The sequence below is a fragment of the Nitrospira sp. Nam74 genome (assembly GCF_965152615.1).
In genome coordinates, this window is the sequence record NZ_OZ224220.1 from 4014870 (window position 1) to 4034477 (window position 19608).

Consider the following 19608-nt stretch of genomic DNA (forward strand, 5'->3'; position numbering starts at 1 on the left):
CTACTGTCGTTTCAAAAAGAGGACCGAGAGCGGCGGAAGCGTTAACAGGAGCGAATAGGGTTGCCCGTGCCAAGATACATCCTCGGCCTCGCGACCCCCTGCATTGCCCATGTTGGACCCGCCATACAGGGCTGAGTCGCTATTGAGCACTTCTCGATACCAGCCGAGCGCGGGGACGCCAATGCGATAGCGTTCACGAGGCACCGGAGTAAAATTTCCAATACAGAGGACCGAATCGTCGGTATGGCGCGCGCGTCGCATGAACGCAATGACGGCGTGGTCGGCATCACTAAAGTCGATCCACTGAAAACCGGACCACTCGAAATCCACTTCATATAACGCCGGCTCGGATTGATAGACACGATTGAGATCCTGCATGTATCGCTGCAGGCCGCGGTGTGGCTGGTGTTCGAGCAAGTGCCATTGCAGGCTATCGTCATGATTCCACTCCCACCATTGACCGAACTCTCCGCCCATGAACAACATCTTCTTCCCGGGATGCCCATACATAAATCCGAAGAGGGCCCGTTGATTGGCAAACCGCTGCCACAGATCGCCCGGCATTTTATCCAGTAACGCTTTCTTGCCATGGACTACTTCGTCATGCGAGAGGACCAGCACGAAATTTTCGCTGAAGGCATAGACGAGCCCGAACGTAATTTTGTTCTGATGATAGCGGCGGTGAATCGGATCGAGACTGAAATACTCGAGCGTGTCGTGCATCCACCCCATATTCCATTTGAGACTGAACCCCAGCCCGCCTAGATAGGTCGGCTTCGACACACCAGGCCACGCTGTGGACTCCTCGGCAATGGTCAAAACACCCGGATGGTCCTGATGCACCTGTGTGTTAAATTCCTTGAGAAATGTAATGGCCTCCAGATTTTCGTTGCCGCCATACTTGTTGGGGATCCATTCGCCCTGCTTACGCGAGTAATCCAAGTACAGCATGGAAGCAACCGCGTCGACCCGAAGACCATCGATATGATAGCGATCGAGCCAGAACAGCGCACTGTTGAGCAGGAAGTTCCGCACCTCCACACGGCCGAAATTAAAAATGCGGCTGTGCCACTCCGGATGGTAGCCCAGGCGAGGATCTTGATGATCGTAGAGATTCGTGCCGTCGAACCACGCCAACCCATGCGGATCATCAGGAAAGTGGGCCGGAACCCAGTCCATGATGATGCTGATGCCGGCTTGATGGCAGGCATCGACAAAAGACATAAAATCTTCAGGCGTGCCGAATCGACTCGTCGGTGCAAAGTACCCAGTCGTCTGATAACCCCATGACCCGTCAAATGGATGCTCGGTTACCGGCATCAGCTCGATATGAGTAAATCCCATGTCTTTGACGTACGGGACCAACGTGGCCGCCAGCTCACGATAGGTCAGCCACCGGTTGTGCTCTTCAGGCGCACGACGCCATGATCCAAGATGGACTTCATAGATGGACATCGGGGCTGAGAGGGAATTGCGCTGCACCCGTTGCTCCATCCATGCCTGATCGTTCCATTGATACCGGGTGATGTCGCGAACGATGGAGCCGGTCTTCGGGCGAAGTTCCGAGGCAAACCCATATGGATCAGCCTTCAAAAATGGCGCGCCGCCATTGCCCGGACGAAGCTCATATTTGTAAATGGAGCCTTCGGGCAAATCGGGGATGAAGAGCTCCCACAGGCCGGAGGCCCCTCGGTTGCACATCTGGTGACGCCGGCCATCCCATCCGTTGAAATCGCCGACCACGCTGACACGCATCGCGTTCGGCGCCCAGACTACGAAACGAACCCCCGCAATACCATTGATCTGAATGCAGTGTGCACCGAGTATGTGATACGCCCGGTACAGACGTCCTTCGGCAAACAAGTGAAGGTCAAAATCTGATACTAAATTCCGAAAGGCATACGGATCGTGTCGTTGCGTAACGGCACCGAGCAGGTCGGTCACTTGCAGCTGATAAGAAGCCGAGGAAATATCCTTTGGGATCGTCGCCTCGAACAGTCCTTCATCATGGATCCGCGTCATGGGAATGGCCCTATCCCCGTTCATCAGCACATCCGCGGTGGCCGCTTCAGGTAGGAAGGCCCGCACGACTACAACTGGCTGCCCATTTTTCGTAGAGGGATGAGGTCCGAGCAGAGAAAACGGATTCCAATGTTCGGCGCGCAGGAGTCGAGTGAGGTCTTCGGCAGTACGAGTCATCATGCTCCAGTATAATAAACCATGGTTATGAGAAACAGGAAGGTCTTGCGCCTCGCCAACATACATGGGATAGAGACGGAGTATACCGACGAGCTAGGAAACCTGAAGACAATATCACCACAGAATCTTCGCTCCATTCTGGAGTTATTGAACAATGCCGCGAAGAAAAACGACAGTTCCCCTCACGAGTTCGATAACGTGGCTTGCTCGCCATGGCCGTCCCTGACGCCTCCAACTCTGGTCGTAAGAGGCGGCTCACTGCCGCCAGTGTGGCATATCCATCTACCAGTTAGTAAGTCGGTGTTTTCTGACACGCGCGTGACATGGAGTATCCGAGACGAAAGCGGGGCAGTGAGGGAGCATCCCGCCTTCCCGCATGGGGCAACAGTTGATGGAAACAAACCAATACATGGGCGCCGATACGTCCGTGTCGCCCTGCCCTTTCCACAAGATCTTCAAACTGGTTATTACGAGTTTCAGGTCAAGGCACAGTGGCACGGCCAACACTGCCAAGGCACCACGCAAGTTATTGTCGCGCCTCAACATTGCTATCTCCCTCCAACATGGCGACCAAGGGGCCGTACGAAAGCCGGAACGCCCGTCGACAAATGGTGGGGGCTCACGGTGCAGTTGTATGGTCTGCGGTCGCGATGGAACTGGGGAATCGGAGACTTTCGCGACCTCGCCGATCTGATGCGCTGGGCGGGACGGCTCGGAGCCGCGATGGTCGGTGTCAATCCGCTTCATGCGCTTCTGCCGGGCGGCGTCAGTCCCTATTCACCATCAAGCCGGCTCTTTCATAACCCGCTCTATCTTCACTTGGAGTGGATCACTGAATTCAAAGACTCAGCGGTGCGGCGCCTTGTGGCTCGTCGGGCGTTTCAACGATCACTTGACTCGCTCCGACAAACTGAGACCGTGAATTACGAAACCGTGTCGCAGCTCAAATGGCCGCTGTTCAAAAAGCTGTTTCGCATCTTTACCACGGCACATCTGGGCCCTCGGACCAAGCGCGGTCGAGCGTTTCGGCGCTTCATGGCCGAGCAGGGACCGCCGTTGCAACGATTTGCCCTCTTCCAAGCGTTGCAAGACCATGTGACACCGCGAGGAGCACGACCACGACCATGGCGGGAATGGCCACCCGAATACCGGCATCCTGACTCTCCATCAGTTCAACAGTTTCTCCGCAGTCATCAAGACCATGTCAACTTCTATGGCTATCTGGAGTGGCAATGCGATGAACAACTGAAGCGGGTTCAGTCGGCGGCACAGCGCGGCGGCATGCCGATCGGGCTGTATACCGACTTCGCGATCGGTATCGATCCGAACGGCGCAGATGCGTGGGCGTTTCAAGACGACTTCGCACAAGGAGCATCGGTCGGGGCGCCGCCCGACCTCTTTTCACCAAAAGGGCAGAACTGGGGCTTGACGCCCCCGCATCCGGAACGGATTGCCGACAGCGGGTACCGGCTCTTCGTGGAAGGATTTCGGCGGAATATGCGGCATAGCGGCTTGTTCAGGTTGGACCATGCCATGGGATTGTTCCGTTTGTTCTGGATCCCTGAGGGCCGGTCCGCCTCCGAGGGCGCGTATATCAAATATCCCTCGCAAGATCTACTTGGCATTCTCGCCTTAGAAAGCCGGCGAAACGGTGTCGTCGTCGTCGGTGAAGATTTGGGCACCGTGACATCGGAGATTCGAACACAGCTCATACAGGCAGGACTCCTCTCCTATCGGTTACTCTTCTTCGAAAAGTCAGATGACGGCACATTTATTCCGCCTCATCACTATCCCCGACAAGCCATGACGGCCGTCACGACGCATGATCTTCCCACCTTACACGGATTTTGGACGGGACGCGACATTGACCTGAAGGAAAAACTTGCATTGTATCCTGACGACACGCTGATACAGCGAGACAAAGACACGCGCGATCGCGACAGGCAGGCGTTAATGAGAGCCCTCAAGACCGCGCATGTGCTCCCGAAAGAATATTCGGTGAAGTCGAGCGGTTCTAACCTGGACGAGACGCTGTGCCGGGCGGTGTATACCTACCTTGCCCGTACCCCCTGCTATTTACTGGCCGTTCCGCTGGAAGATCTTCTTGGAGACCGGGACACGCCGAATCTTCCGGGCGCACCAGCCGACCAATATCCCGTATGGCGAATGAAAGCCGGTCCTGCCGGGTCTACATTGGAAACCTGGTCACGGCTGCCCCGAGTCCAACTGATCGCGCGCGTTCTGCGGCGAGAACGTCCGCTGCGGCGGACCAAAGAAGGCCGCAAACGGCTAGCCTCGTAGGGTCGAATCCGCTATAGTGTCGACCGCATTTCAAGACGCCGATCGCCTCGTCGTCGATTTAAATCAATCCAATCGGGGACCATTTCATGTCGCCTATGACTGCGAACATCTTGACCGCAACGGCCGTCTTCGGCGTGGTCAGCGGGTTGGCTTTCGGTCTGCGGTATCTGGCGGTCCGCGCGCTACAACGCTGGGCCAGCCTCACGGCCTCTCCCTTTGGCGAGGTCATGATCGAGAGCTTTCGGGTCCCTTCTCTGATCTGGTGCGTCCTCATTGGGCTCTACACCGCCATCGATACCGCCGACCTGCCGCCGCGCCCCAGCGCAACGGCCCTGAAGTTACTGTTCAGCTTGCTGGTTATCTCAGTCACGGTGGCCATCGCCAACTTATCAGGCACGGCGCTTCGCCTGGGATTAAGACAGAGCCACGTCGCGATGCCGGCAACCGGGCTCTCGCTCACCTTTGTGAAAGTCGTCATCTGGATCACCGGTGTGCTGGTGCTCTTGGGGGGCTTAGGCATTTCCATTACGCCTGTGCTTACAGCGCTCGGGGTCGGTGGCCTCGCCGTCGCCTTGGCTTTACAGGATACCCTTTCAAATTTTTTCGCGGGCATTCATCTCTTGATCGAACAGCCGATTCGTGTCGGGGATTTTATCAAGTTGGAAAGCGGACAAGAGGGCTATGTGGCGGATATCGGCTGGCGTACGACTCGAATCCGCATGTTGCCGAACAACATGGTCATTCTTCCCAACAGCAAATTAACGCAATCCATTTTGACGAACTATTATCTCCCTGAGCCGCGAATGGCCTTACTGCTTCCCATCACTGTCTCCTACAAGTCGGACCCTGAACGAATTGAACGAATCCTCGTCGAAGAGGCAACTGCCGCGCTGGGCGAGATACCAGGCTTGCTGGCCGAGCCTGCTCCCTTTGTGCGGTTTATTCCCGGGTTCGGTGAATCCTCCCTGGATTTCACCCTGATCTGCCAGGTACGGGAGTTTACCGATCAATATTTGGCCCAGCATGAATTGCGTAAACGCATCTTCAGACGATTTCAGTCCGAAGATATTGAAATTCCATTCCCACAACGGACCATTCATCTGCGCACCGAACCTCCCTCTATCCCCGACTGACGGAAGAATGCTTGACCTACGGGACAACTTGTCCACAAATCGGACAAGTTGCCACCGGTTTTCTGCTTTTCAGCCTCTCCTCTCGCCTGAATCACCTTGCCTCTACTGACTGGATCAGGACACCGCCACCGGTCTCTCCCTTGCATACGCTTCATAAGCGTCCTACACCCGATCCTCGAGCATGATATGGAGACATCTTTGAAAGAGAACAAGACCGTATGAATATTTTGGCGATGATTATGGCCGGCGGCAAAGGCGAACGCCTCATGCCGCTGACTGAGCATCGAAGCAAACCCGCCGTTCCTTTTGCCGCCAAATATCGAATCGTCGATTTCGTCTTGAGCAACTTCCTCAACTCGAACATCCGTTCGATCTATGTGTTGGTTCAATATCGCTCGCAATCATTGATCGAGCATTTGCGGCGAGCCTGGCGAATTGGGGAACGACAAGCGAATGAGTTTGTCTCGGTGGTTCCTCCACAAATGCGGACGAGAAGCGGCTGGTACGAAGGGACGGCGGATGCCGTGTATCAGAATATTAACCTATTACGCGATTTCAACCCGGATCTTGTCGCGGTGTTCGGGGCAGACCATATCTACCGCATGGATATCAATCAAATGGTGCAGTTTCACCTGGAGCACCAAGCCGATATCACGGTCGCGGCCCGACCCGTCCCGGTGCCTGCGGCTCAAAGCTTCGGCATTATTGAGGTGGCCGAGAAGCAGGGAACCCCTCACATCGTCGGGTTCCAGGAGAAACCCAAACACCCCAAGCCGATGCCGACCGACCCGGAGCACGCGTTTTCTTCGATGGGTAACTATCTGTTCGATGCCCGTGTCCTACAAGGCATTCTTGAACATGATGCGAACGCACCCGGCTCGCATGATTTCGGCCGGGATATCCTACCCCGTGCGGTCGGGTCCCATCGCATCCTGGCCTATAACTTTTGCCAGAACCGCATTCCGGGGATGAAATCCTATGAAGAACCGGCGTACTGGCGAGATGTCGGCACGCTGGAAGCGTATTGGCAGGCCAACATGGACATTCTCGGCGAATCACCCGTGTTCGACCTCTGTAACACACAGTGGCCGATTTTAACCGACAACTATGATGCCCCTCCGTCGAGTTTGATTCGAACGCATCTCGATCATTGTGTCGTGGGGCAAGGCAGCCGCATTTTCGAAGCCGACATCAGACGGTCCGTCATTGGACGGGATATTACAATTCAACACGGGGCCTCACTGGATGAATGTATTATTCTTGATGGCGCAGTTATCGGAGCGAAATCGCGTCTCCGCCGCGTCATTGTCGATCGGTTCAATCATATCCCTGAAGGAACGTCCATTGGGTTTGATGTGAGCGCGGATCGCAAACGGTTTCCAGTAGACCGGTCAGGATTAGTGGTGCTGCCACAATGGCATACGACAGATCGGGCGTCGCTCTATCAGCATCCCACGCTCCATTAGTGACAGGAGACTTCATGACTGCAGCCCCGGCTCGTCTACCCGTTGCGACCTATCGAGTGCAATTCAACCGGTCGTTTACATTTCAGGATGCGCGTACGATCATTCCCTACCTCCATGCGCTGGGCATCACGGACTGCTATGCCTCATCGTACTTGAAGGCGACTCCCGGCAGCCTACACGGATATGATATCGCTGATCCACGAACCCTGAACCCGGAGATCGGGACGGAACGTGACTATCATGACTTCGCTCAGACGCTCCGCGACCACGGGATGGGACAGATTCTTGATGTGGTTCCGAACCATATGGGCATTTCGCGATCGTGCAACGCGTGGTGGCTCGACGTGCTGGAGAACGGGCCGAGCTCCCGGTATGCCGCATTTTTCGACATCGATTGGCATCCAATCAAAGCGGAACTGAACAATAAAATCCTGTTGCCCATCCTCGGCGATCTGTATGGGGCGGTGCTGGAGAATCAAGAAATCGTCCTCTTCTATGAGCAAGGCGCGTTCTTCATTCGCTATTACGAGTATCGATTGCCGGTCTCCATCAAGTCGACGGTTCGCGTTTTGTCCCATCGTCTCGACGCCTTGATCCAAGCAGCCGGCGCAGACCATGCCGATGTGCTCGAGCTTCAAAGCATCATGACGGCGCTCAATCATCTGCCTCCGCGAGAAGAACACGATCCTGCCCGTCTGGAAGAACGGCACCGCGAGAAAGACATCGTCAAGAAACGTCTCAGTCGATTGGTGCAGGACAGTCCGGCGATTGCGGCCTTCCTCGAGGACAATATCCGGCAGTTCAACGGCACGAAGGACGATCCGCACAGTTTCGACCTGCTCGACGGTCTGCTCAACGAGCAGGTGTATCGGCTGGCGTATTGGCGAGTGGCCGCGGAAGAGATTAATTATCGGCGGTTTTTCGATATCAATGAATTAGCCGCGATTCGGATGGACAATCCCGCTGTCTTCAATGAAGTGCATCAACTCGTCTTTCGCCTCCTCAAAGAAGGCACGGTAACCGGGCTGCGGATCGATCATGTCGACGGCCTCTATGATCCCGGCGAGTATTTACGGCGGCTACAAGGCTGGGCGGCGGCGGAATTATCGGACATCAAGGAGCCGACGGACACCACCTATCCACTCTACGTCGTCGTGGAGAAGATTCTGGGCAAGGGAGAAACGCTGTCCCAGCAGTGGCCTGTCCATGGCACGACGGGTTACGATTTTCTGAACCTTTTGAACGGCCTATTCGTCGATCCGGATCACGAACACGCGTTCACCGAAATCTATGCTAAATTCATCCGTCAGCGGCTGTTGTTTGAAGACCTCGCCTACGAGAAAAAGAAGCTGATCATGAGTGTCTCTATGGCCAGTGAAATTAATACCCTCGGTCACTATTTGAATCGCTTTTCTGAGCGGGACCGACGATCTCGAGATTTCACACTGAACAGTTTGATTCATGCCATCCGAGAAATCATCGCGTGTTTCCCGGTGTACCGGACGTATGTCGGTTCCGATTCCGATTATGTCACCGAGCGCGACCGTGCCTTCCTTCGGCTGGCCGTGATGAAGGCAAAACGCCGCAATCCGGCCACGAACAGCCTGGTCTTCGATTTCATTCTCAATATTCTGTTGAACCGAACGGAAGACCGTCTGCGGTTGGACCGCGAAGAACGTCTTGGATTTGTCACGAAATTCCAGCAAACGACCAGCCCCGTGACGGCGAAAGGAATCGAGGACACGGCACTGTATATTTACAACCGGCTCCTTTCCTTAAACGAAGTCGGCGGTGAACCTGAACGCTTCGGCGTGCCCGTGGCGGCATTTCACGAGCGCATGTTGACACGCCAGGCGCAATGGCCGGCCGCGCTCTCTGCCACAGCAACACATGACACGAAACGCGGTGAAGATCTCCGGGCACGGCTAGATGTCCTCTCGGAAATGCCGGGTCCATGGAAAGTGCATCTCTCCCGATGGAGCCGGCTTAATAAGCGATACAAGAGCGACCTGGACGGCCATTTGGCACCCGATCGCAATGAAGAATACTTTCTGTATCAAACACTCGTCGGAGCTTGGCCCCTGGAACCCATGGACGACTCCCAGTATCGAGCCTTTGGCGAGCGGATTCAAACGTACATGGACAAGGCGTTACGTGAAGCTAAAGTGCACACCAGTTGGCTGAATCCTAATCAATCGTACGATGTTGCGGTGCACAAGTTCATCGAAGCGATTCTGGATCGAACCCGTCCGAATCCGTTCCTCGATGATCTGCGTGTCTTTCACGAGAAGGTCGCGGCCTATGGGGTGTACAACAGCCTGTCGCAAGTCGTCTGCAAAATTGCCGCCCCTGGAGTACCGGACTTCTATCAGGGCACCGAGCTGTGGGACTTCAGTTTGGTTGATCCGGATAACCGTCGCTTAGTTGATTATGATCGCCGTATGCGTCTCTTGGCGGACGTGCAGAAAACCATCGCACGCTCGGAAGACCGATGCCTCGCCGTGCGAGACCTGGTTGACAGTCCTGCGGATGGGCGGATTAAGCTCTATGTCATCATGACGGCCTTGCGCTATCGCCGAGACCATGCCGCGCTGTTTCTTGACGGTGAATACCTGCCCCTCGAAGCCGGAGGAGTTGCACACAAACACGTCTGTGCATTTTCCCGACGATTGGACAGACAGTCCATTCTTGCCGTCTTCCCGCGGCTCATCACGGGCCTGAATGCGGATCCATCACTGCCACCGCTAGGCACTCAAACATGGGGAGATACGTGGATCAACGTGCCGAATGGAGCGGGAACGAGTCGGTATCGAAATCTTTTCACCGACGAAATCGTCGTGGCGAAAGAGCAGGATGGCCGATATGTTCTGCCGCTCGCCGAGCTTCTCTCTCACTGTCCTGTGGCGCTCATGGAGAAAGTCTCGTGAGTGGGTCGAGGATGGAGGATGCCCGACGTGCATGGCTCGGCGGAGAAGCCCACGTTCGGCGGCCAGAACAAGGCCGTTTGTGGCGGCTTCCGCCGGAATGGCGACAAGGATTATGGCTTTCCGGCGCGCTGCTGGTTGGGTCGGCGCTTGGAGGAGCAGCTACCGCCGCTTGCCTTCCTAGACAAGGGAAGTCTTCGTCCCAAGTAGGAAAAGGAATGCTCCATATGAATATCAACCAATCGCGGCGGCGCGAGCGATCGTCGATTTCACCTCTGTCCATCGCGTTTGTCATTGGCGCGGCAGTCGGAGCGGGTGCGGCACTGTTTACGACGCCCCTTTCGGGATGCGAGATGCGGCGTCGAATTGCCTCCGGGGTCAAAACCGCACAAGAAGAGCTCAGTGAGGTCGTTGAAGAAACGCGTGGGGCGGTTGAAGCGATCACCAAAGATGCCCGCCAGACACTGAGGCATACTGCCTTGCGCCTGACGGACGTGGTGAGCGCGACCAAAGATGCGTTCCAAGCTGACGAGGGAGTGCGGGAAAGGACGCGTGCCGATGAATGACTTCCATGCGCCCACGCCGTTTCGATTCGTCGGCTGCGTGGAACTTCGTGAGATGCTGGGACGCAAAGCGGCCGACGTGCAGCAACTCATGGCGGGCATAGAAGAGGTCCCGGCCGATTCCATTTACTACCATACACATAGCTATTTCCTGCGGTACGAGCATGGCCCGAGTCTCTTTCCAAGCGATTTTGCCACCTGGGTAGCCGTATCCGTTCGTGATCGTGTCCTGAGCGAACGACTTGGGTTGATCGACCCGTTCGAATTTCGCGACGTGGAAGGCCTTCGCGCCGAGATCGTCGCTACGATCGACGATCATCTCAAATCCCTGTGGAATGTGCCGCGATTGATTCATGGGGAGCCGTTCGAGTTCGTGAGCTCGCATATCATCGAAGTGGATCTCGGCCTCACGGCACAGAGCCTCCAAGAGTTTCGAGAGCATCTGGCCACGGTGGATCGCAGCGTGCTCTTCAATCACATTTGCGAGGCGAAAATCCGCAAAGGGCGCCACAGTGGTGACTTTATTCTCTGGATCGGTTCGGAAAGCGGGCTTAATCTGCCTGACTTAGCGACGCAAATCGCCGCGATTCAGCCGATCGGGCTCACGCTCGAGGGGATTCGCACCCGCACATTAGATCTCTTGGACCACTGGCTCGCACACACGGTTCCAGCGTAACCCAATGCCTATTTCATTGAATGCATATCGAGAGATTGCCCCACCCGGCCGTGTGGAGCTGCTGTATCGACTCAGCCAACAGACGGTCGGCAAACGCATGGTGCATATCACCGGAGACCGAACCGGCGGTGAGATCGGGGAGATCTTGCACACACTGATTCCCTTACTGACGGAAGTCGGCCTCGACGTGCGATGGGAGAGAATGAAGGGCACCGGTAGTTTTCATGAAGCGGTGCAAACGTTCCGCAACGGTCTCCAAGGAGAAGACGTCAAGGTCCCCGAGGCGCTCATGGAAAGCTATCGTGAGGGGATCCATCAGCTGGGCCGTACGCTCGAGCTCAGCGCCGATAGCGTCATCAGCCATGATCCGGATACGCTCGGGCTCATTGATTACGCGCCCACGGATTCCCGGTGGATTTGGCGGTGCTACTTGGACGCCTCGCGGCCTCAACGGAAGACCTGGGCCTTCCTACGTCCATACATTATCAAGTACGACGCAGCGGTGTTCTCGCTCCCGCAATTTGCCCAGCCTTTACCGGTCCCGCAATTTCTCGTGTACCCATCCATCGACCCGTTGAGCGAGAAAAATCGCGAGCTGGAGCCGGAAGAGATCGCGGACATCCTGGACAAGCTGCAGATTACCCGCGACAAACCGATTCTCTTACAAGTCTCGCGGTTTACCCGCTCGAAAGACCTTCGCGGCGTAATCGAGGCCTATCGATTGGTCAAATCGCATTTCGATTGCCGCCTCGTGCTGGCCGGGACGGCGTCCGCCGATGACCTGGATGAACAAACCGTGCTGACCGAGGTGCGGGACGTCGCCGCGAAAGACGAGGACATCCACATCGTGCCGCTTCCGCCCGAGTCCTCCCTCGCAATCAATGCGCTGCAGCGTGCCGCCACGATCGTCATTCAGAAATCCAGGCGGGAAGGCTTTGGACTCTCTGTCACTGAAGCGATGTGGAAGGGCAAGCCGGTGATCGGCAGCGAAACGGGCGGAATCACACTCCAGATCATGTATGGCCAAACGGGCTACACCTCCAATTCCATTGAAGGCACCGCCTTCTACGCTCGGCATCTCTTGAATAATCCCGCCATCGCACTAGAGATGGGAGGGCGTGCCCGAGATCGAGTCAGGCAAAACTTCCTGATCACACGGCACCTCGAAGACTATCTGTCCTTGCTCATTTTTATGGGGCGCCTATGAAGACGGTGTCCCCGAGCCTCCCCCCTCAGACCTCTCCCGAAGACACCACACATGCGGGTATCCTCTCCACCATTGTGATCGAACGGGTCTCTCCTGAATTAGACTGCGGCCGGTATCCCGTGAAGCGCGAGATCGGGGATCGCCTGGAGGTGACGGCGGACATTTTTAAGGAAGGGCACGAAGTGCTTATGGCGGCCCTTCGCTATCGATCGACGCGCGAGCCGGACTGGTGCGAACACCCCATGCGGCCGTTGGAGAACGATCGTTGGCTAGGCTGGTTCGATTTGACCCACAATACCCGCTACTACTACACGATCGCCGCGTGGGTGTCGGCGTTTGAATCTTGGAGGCAAGAGGTCTCAAAGAAACGAGAGACCCAGAGAGATCTGCAGAGCGAACTGTCGGAGGGATACGCGCTGGTGAAAGCCGCGGCGCGACGGGCGGCATCGGCCGATCAAGCCCACCTTCATGATCATCTGAAGCGTTGGGAGGCGTCCGATTCGCCGGATACTCTCGTTCGACTCGCACTGTCCGAGACGCTGGCCGATCTCGTCCTCCGCTACGAAGAACGAGTGGCCTTAACGATCTACGACCGAGAGCTGGAAGTCGTCTCGGATCGTATCCGGGCTCGATATGGCGCGTGGTATGAAATGTTTCCGCGCTCCCAAGGCACGGTGGTCGGTCGAAGCGCGACCTTTCAGGAGGCTGAACGGCGACTCCGTGCCATCCAGGCAATGGGATTTGATGTCCTGTATTTGCCACCCATCCATCCCATCGGCCGAACGAATCGGAAGGGCGCCAACAATAGCCTCGAGGCAACCCCTCACGATCCCGGCAGCCCCTATGCGATCGGAAATGAGGAAGGGGGACATGATGCGATCGAACCCGGGCTCGGGACACTGGCGGATTTCGATCGCTTCGTCAAAGCCGCCCATGATCATGGCCTGGAAGTCGCATTGGATTTCGCCATCAATTGTTCACCCGATCATCCCTATGTGACACAACATCCAGACTGGTTCTATCATCGACCGGACGGCACCATCAAATACGCCGAGAATCCTCCTAAGAAATATCAAGACATTTACCCGCTCGACTTTTATTGCCCGGACTGGCGAGCCCTCTGGCAGGAAATGAAACGGGTCCTGCTCTTCTGGGTCGGCCACGACGTCAGAATCTTCCGCGTGGATAATCCACATACGAAGCCGGTCGCCTTTTGGCAATGGGTGATCCGGGAGATTCAAACCGACCATCCCGAGGTGATCTTTTTGTCGGAAGCATTCACACGCCCCAAAATGATGCGGGCACTGGCCAAAGCCGGGTTCACGCAATCCTATACCTACTTCACCTGGCGCAATTCGAAGCAGGAGCTGACGGACTATCTGACTGAATTAACGCAAAGCGAAATGAAGGAATATTTTCGGGCCAATTTTTTCACCAACACTCCGGATATTCTCCCTGAAATTCTCCAACACGGTGGTCAGGCTGCCTTTAAGTTCCGCCTGGTGTTGGCGGCGACTCTCTCGCCGTCATACGGCATCTATAATGGATACGAGTTGTGTGAGAACCGGGCTATTCCAGGCACTGAAGATTATCTACATTCCGAAAAATATGAATACAAGGTGTGGGATTGGGACCGTGCCGGCGGGATTACGGACTATGTGGCGACAATCAACCGGATCCGGCGAGAAAATCCCGCGTTGCACGAGTACGAAAATCTGCGCTTCTATTCAGCCGACAACGATCAAGTGATCTTCTACGGCAAAAGGACCTTTGATGGGAGCAATACCGTGCTCGTGGCCGTGAACCTGAATCCGTTTCAAACCCAAACCGCCCGGTTGACCATTCCCCTCGCCGACCTGGGGATCGCACCGGACGAGACGTACCAGCTGCATGACTTGCTCACCGAGCATCGAGATCTCATGATCGGCGACACCTATTCCATTCGTCTGGATCCCCATGTCGAACCAGCTGCCGTCTTTGCCATCCGCCGATGGAGGCGCCGGGAACAGGACTTCGATTATTTTATGTAAGGCGGCAAGGTTGAGGGAAGATGGGTTATCGCGCGATAGCGATAGTTAACCTCAGCGGTTCCCGCAGGCGGCTCAAAATCGCCGCCAAAGACGCCGCATGATGCAATGACCGGAGGGGGTACCCTCGGGTACGTTGAGGACCGTTTCGAACCGAGAACGAAGTTGGAGGTTTTTTTAGCCGCCTGCCATGGATGACTCACTCTGGTATAAAGACGCCGTCATCTACCAACTCCATGTCAAGGCGTTTCTCGATTCCAATGCCGACGGCATCGGGGACTTTCGCGGGCTCACCGACAAGCTGGACTACTTACAAGATCTCGGCGTCACCGCCCTGTGGTTGCTGCCCATGTATCCGTCGCCGTTCAAAGATGACGGCTACGACATTTCAGATTATCTCGATATTCATAAAAACTATGGGACGCTGAAAGACTTTCAGGCATTCCTTGACGAAGCGCATCGTCGCGATCTGCGCGTGATCACCGAGTTGGTGATCAACCATACCTCGGACCAACATCCCTGGTTTCAAGAAGCTCGTCTCAACTCTTCCTCGCCATACCACGACTACTACGTGTGGAGCGACAGCGATAAAAAATACAGCGGCGCGCGCATTATCTTTACCGATACCGAACGGTCCAATTGGGCGTGGGATCCTGATGCCAAGGCTTACTACTGGCATCGCTTCTTCAGCCATCAACCGGATCTCAACTTCGATAATCCTCGCGTGCGGGAAGAAGTCATCAACGTGATGAGGTTCTGGCTCGATAAGGGGGTGGACGGCCTACGTGTAGACGCCGTGCCATATCTCGTGGAGCGCGAAGGCACGTCTTGCGAGAATCTGCCCGAGACTCATCAGGTGCTCAAAGAGATTCGTCGAGCCGTCGATGCCGGCTATAAGGATCGCATGCTGCTCGCCGAAGCCAACCAATGGCCCGCGGACGTGCGGCCGTACTTTGCCAACGGCGACGAATTTCACATGGCGTTTCATTTTCCACTGATGCCGCGAATTTTCATGGCGATCAAAAAAGAAGACCGCCATCCGATCACGGACATTCTCAGGCAAACGCCCCCCATTCCGCCGAATTGTCAGTGGGCGCTGTTTCTGCGCAATCACGACGAACTGACGCTGGAAATGGTCACCGACGATGAACGGGATTACCTCTACCGGGAGTACTGCACGGATCCACGGATGAAGATCAACATCGGCATCCGCAGGCGCTTGGCGTCCTTAATGGACAATGACCGCCGGAAGATCGAGTTACTGAATAGCTTGCTCTTCACCATGCCCGGCACGCCCATCCTCTACTATGGCGATGAACTGGGCATGGGGGACAATATTTATCTGGGGGACCGCAACGGCGTCCGTACACCGATGCAATGGACGGGCGATCGGAACGCCGGGTTCTCCAAGGCTGAAACGGCGCAGCTCTACCTTCCCTTGAATGTCGATCCGGTCTACGGCTATCAAGCCCTCAATGTCGAAGCACAGCTTCGCGTGCCGAATTCCCTGTTGAAATGGACGAAGCGGATTCTGGCCGCTCGCAAAAAACACAAGACCTTTGGACGCGGCACGCTGGAATTTCTCAACCCCTCCAACCGGGCGATCCTGGCTTACGTGCGGAAGTTCGAAGGCGAAATATTGCTCATCGTCAACAATTTGGCCAGCACCGCCCAACCGGTTGAACTGGACCTGCGACGATTCATCGGCGCCGATGTCGTTGAGCTCTTGGGAGAAACCAAATTCCCTCGTATCGCTGAACATCCCTACCAGCTCAGCTTAACGCCCTACGGGTATTTTTGGTTTCAGCTCGTGCCTACGCGAGGATCAAGGAGATAGGCGTGGGCTCCTGGCCGGATCGTCTCATTCAATATATGGAAGGTGAAGGACGTCAGGCTTTGGCGGGTTACCTGCCGGGCCAACGTTGGTTCGGTGCCAAGGGCAAACGAATCGTCGGTGTTCACCCTTACGACCATGTCGTTCTTCCGGAAGCCCCACGGCCGACGCTCCTGGCCATTGTGGCCATTGAGTTTCATGACGGTTCGACCGAGCGCTATGTCCTGCTCCTCGCCATGACGTCTCCCCTCATGTCGAATCAAGCTTCTATCCAAGACCGCCTGTTCAGCCTGTCCGACTCTACAGGCCAGATGTGGGTGACCGATGCGACTGCCGACGCGGACAGATGCCTGACCCTCATTGACGGGATTCGAGACAGCCTGCAGTGGCAGGGACGCCGGGGCACGTTTCGGTGCCTACCGACAACCGCCGCCGATTCCTCGCTGAGCTTCCCCCTGCGCCACGGGAACCGACTGTCCGGTGAGCAGAGCAATACGTCCATCGTGTTCGATGAACGGGTCATCCTCAAACTGATCCGTAAATTCGACTCCGGCGTCAATCCGGATCGAGAGATACTTGAATTTCTGACAACGCGTACGCGCTACAAGTCTGTACCGCCATTGATCGGGTCGATTGAGTATCAGCGGTTCTTCGATGTTCCCGATTCATCTGAATGCTCGGCGACCATTGGGCTACTCCAAACCTTCATACCGAACGACGGCGACGGCTGGAGCGCCGCAATGCAAGGTGTGAAGACGCTCCTCCATCACAACCGGACACAGAAGCCGAACCGGCGAACGGACGACAAGCTGCGCAAGCTTGTCGAGCACTCCTCCCAGAAGGAAGTCACCGCCATGCGGCGGCTCGGCGCCATCACCGCCGAACTTCATGTCGCGCTGTCCTCGGATGCGGCCGATCCAGCGTTTCGTCCGGAATGGATTTCTGAAGAAGATCTTTCCGTCTGGTCCTCGGGCATGACGTCCCAAATTGTCACCGTCTTCAGCCAACTCAGACATTTGGATCGAAACACGCAGGCTCACTTGCAGCTGACGGAAGATGAGATTGCGTCGTTAGAATTCAGCTCTAAAAAAAGACTCGATGGTCTGCGCATTTTACTGAATGATCCGGTGGCGAAAATTCGAGTGCACGGAGATTTTCACCTTGGCCAAGTCCTCAAAAAAGGAGAGGAATTCATCATTTTGGATTTTGAGGGAGAACCGGCGCGTCGGCTTGAAGAGCGGAGAGCGAAACAGTGTGCCCTGAAAGATGTCGCCGGCATGCTGCGTTCCTTCAACTACGCGGCGTGCGCGGCGCGGCGAGAAGAAACGGGTGAGGCACAAGAGGATGAGAGGATCACGACGCTCTGGGAACGACTGGTCACGGATGCCTTTTGGACCGGCTACACCGCCATTGCGCGACCAAGTGAGGTGGCGTTCATGCCCGGAACGCTTGCCGGCGCTGAAGCAGTACTGCGCGTATTTGAACTCGACAAAACGATCTACGAGATCGGCTATGAACTGAACAACCGCCCCGACTGGTTGGAGATCCCGCTCAATGGCCTCCGGCGGATACTTGGCTCGCGTTCTTGATCCCGTGCCTCATTCCTATCTCATCATGAATGATCCGCCCGCGGGGAGGCCATGTGCAACAACTCATCCACCTTCTTGAGCAACACATGCGGTGGCACGGGCTTTTGAAGAAATTCTACGTCTCCGGTCATTCCATTCTCGCGCAGAAAGTCTCCGGCATAGCCGGATAGAAACAGCACCTTGACGTCCGGCATGGTCGCTCGAAGACGCTGCACCATGGCAGGACCACTGAGGCCGGGCATGATAACGTCGCTAATCACGAGGCGGCACGCATCTCCATGGCGTGTAATTAACTCAAGCCCTTCGATACCGTTAGCCGCCTCCTCGACGACGTAGGAGCTATCTTTGAGCGTTTCAGTCACCAGCAGTCTGACGATCTCCTCGTCCTCAACGACAATCAGGACGCCATCAGGCGGACGTGCCATTGCTGATCTCCTGGCTATTCGCTGTCTGACTCGTGAGCTGAGGGAAATACAGTTGGAATTTGGCGCCATGGCCGATCACACTGCTGACCGTGATATATCCACGATGCTGTTTGACGATCCCGTAGACCGTCGTTAATCCCAGTCCGGTTCCATCGCCCATGCCCTTCGTCGTAAAAAACGGATCAAAGATATGGTCTTGCGTATCACTATCCATTCCACAGCCGGAGTCTTTGATCGAGAACGACACATAGCGGCCTGGGCGGGACCCGGGATGCTGCGCGACAAAGCTTTCGTCCAATTCCATGTTGCTGGTCTGAATCACCAGCTCGCCGCCCTGAGGCATTGCATCCCTTGCATTGACGACTAAATTCAAAATGACTTGCTCCAGCTGAACCGGATCGATCGACATCTTTCCAAGATGGGGATCGAGAGCCAGCGTCAACTGAATATGTTCTCCGAGGCTTTTTGCCATGAGGGTATGCAGGTCTTCAATGACCTGATTCAAATCGACAGCAGCAAGCTTCAGCGGCTGTTGGCGGCTGAACGAGAGCAGCTTTTTGGTCAGGGAGGCCGCCCGCGCTCCGGCATCGCCGATGACTTGAAGATGGGAGAGACGAGGGTCGCTTCCATGCTTCGCGACCAGGCGTGCGGTGAACCCGTTAATGACCATGAGGAGATTGTTAAAGTCATGCGCAATCCCGCTCGCCATGCGTCCCACGGCTTCCATCTTTTGCGCTTGGCGCAGTTGCTCCTCAATCCGTTTGCGCTCCGTGATGTCGGTGATGGTCTCGATGACGTGCGCCTCGCCGTTTTCCGTGACAGTCTTCGCCCAATGCACCAGAATGGTCTGGCCATTTGGAAGCGGCACCTCGTTTGACGTCAATTCGCCTGTCCGAAGTGTCTCTCCCATACGACAAAATTGGCAGGGTGCCGGGCTGCCGCCAATGACGGTATGGCATTGCTGGCCTCCGATGTCGCCAAATTTTCCCAAGCCGGTTTGATTTTGAAACTCGACATGATACGTGCTCGGATCAATGACGGTCACAATAACGGGCTGCGAATTCAGGAGGCTTTGCGGATCGTAGTGCGACTGACCGGCAGGCTTAGAGGACATCATCCCTCTCTTCCGGCTAAGGTGACGGCACGTCTCTCAACTGTTCTATGTATCGGCTGTCACAAAGCAATACTTTACCGCCTGGAGTTGCTGGCCATCGGGAGATGGGAAGCAGAGCGTTGGCACGATCAGTCGGTCGCCGGTCCGCCT

General features: G+C 55.8%; 14 protein-coding genes. 11 read left to right on the forward strand and 3 right to left on the reverse strand.

Translation table 11 applies throughout. The annotated features are described in order from the left end of the window. Entirely contained in the window at positions 1-2202 is a 2202-nt protein-coding gene (gene glgB / locus ACWHYZ_RS19005; RefSeq protein WP_447984235.1) for a 1,4-alpha-glucan branching protein GlgB, read from the reverse strand. Positions 2203-2226: 24 nt separating this feature from the next. Between glgB and malQ the strand changes: the two genes are divergently transcribed. The 11 genes from malQ (at position 2227) to ACWHYZ_RS19060 (ending at position 17919) form a co-directional block, all read left to right on the forward strand. Then, positions 2227-4500, forward strand: a complete 2274-nt coding sequence (malQ, locus tag ACWHYZ_RS19010) for a 4-alpha-glucanotransferase (protein ID WP_447984236.1) — start codon at positions 2227-2229, stop codon at positions 4498-4500. Positions 4501-4586: 86 nt separating this feature from the next. Beyond that, positions 4587-5633: a mechanosensitive ion channel family protein gene (locus tag ACWHYZ_RS19015; protein WP_447984237.1), complete on the forward strand. Its 1047-nt coding sequence runs from the start codon at positions 4587-4589 to the stop codon at positions 5631-5633. A gap of 218 nt (positions 5634-5851) precedes the next feature. Continuing rightward, positions 5852-7099, forward strand: coding sequence for a glucose-1-phosphate adenylyltransferase (locus tag ACWHYZ_RS19020; RefSeq protein ID WP_447984238.1), 1248 nt, complete (start codon positions 5852-5854; stop codon positions 7097-7099). A 14-nt stretch (positions 7100-7113) separates the two neighbouring features. Continuing rightward, complete coding sequence (gene treY / locus ACWHYZ_RS19025) at positions 7114-10026, forward strand: malto-oligosyltrehalose synthase (RefSeq protein ID WP_447984239.1); 2913 nt, start codon at positions 7114-7116, stop codon at positions 10024-10026. 18 nt (positions 10027-10044) lie between these two features. Continuing rightward, positions 10045-10233, forward strand: a complete 189-nt coding sequence (locus ACWHYZ_RS19030) for a hypothetical protein (RefSeq protein WP_447984240.1) — start codon at positions 10045-10047, stop codon at positions 10231-10233. Positions 10234-10241: 8 nt separating this feature from the next. Next, positions 10242-10589, forward strand: a complete 348-nt coding sequence (locus ACWHYZ_RS19035; RefSeq protein ID WP_447984241.1) for a YtxH domain-containing protein — start codon at positions 10242-10244, stop codon at positions 10587-10589. After that, on the forward strand, positions 10582-11262 hold the full coding sequence (locus ACWHYZ_RS19040; protein ID WP_447984242.1) for a DUF5752 family protein: 681 nt from the start codon (positions 10582-10584) through the stop codon (positions 11260-11262). The genes ACWHYZ_RS19035 and ACWHYZ_RS19040 overlap by 8 nt, the downstream gene beginning before the upstream one ends. 4 nt (positions 11263-11266) lie before the next feature. Continuing rightward, positions 11267-12469 (forward strand): glycosyltransferase, encoded by a 1203-nt coding sequence (locus tag ACWHYZ_RS19045; protein ID WP_447984243.1) that lies wholly within the window; start codon positions 11267-11269, stop codon positions 12467-12469. Next, a complete protein-coding gene (locus ACWHYZ_RS19050) occupies positions 12466-14499 on the forward strand; it encodes a maltotransferase domain-containing protein (RefSeq protein ID WP_447984244.1) in 2034 nt (677 codons plus the stop codon). The genes ACWHYZ_RS19045 and ACWHYZ_RS19050 overlap by 4 nt, the downstream gene beginning before the upstream one ends. Before the next feature lie 187 nt (positions 14500-14686). Continuing rightward, a complete protein-coding gene (treS, locus tag ACWHYZ_RS19055; RefSeq protein WP_447984245.1) occupies positions 14687-16333 on the forward strand; it encodes a maltose alpha-D-glucosyltransferase in 1647 nt (548 codons plus the stop codon). Positions 16334-16335: 2 nt separating this feature from the next. Next, positions 16336-17919, forward strand: coding sequence for a maltokinase N-terminal cap-like domain-containing protein (locus tag ACWHYZ_RS19060; protein WP_447984246.1), 1584 nt, complete (start codon positions 16336-16338; stop codon positions 17917-17919). A 23-nt stretch (positions 17920-17942) separates the two neighbouring features. Here the strand turns inward: ACWHYZ_RS19060 and ACWHYZ_RS19065 are convergent, their stop codons facing one another. Next, positions 17943-18344 (reverse strand): response regulator, encoded by a 402-nt coding sequence (locus tag ACWHYZ_RS19065; RefSeq protein ID WP_447984247.1) that lies wholly within the window; start codon positions 18342-18344, stop codon positions 17943-17945. Next, on the reverse strand, positions 18328-19461 hold the full coding sequence (locus tag ACWHYZ_RS19070; protein WP_447984248.1) for a two-component system sensor histidine kinase NtrB: 1134 nt from the start codon (positions 19459-19461) through the stop codon (positions 18328-18330). The genes ACWHYZ_RS19065 and ACWHYZ_RS19070 overlap by 17 nt, the downstream gene beginning before the upstream one ends. Between the last annotated feature and the right edge of the window lie 147 nt (positions 19462-19608).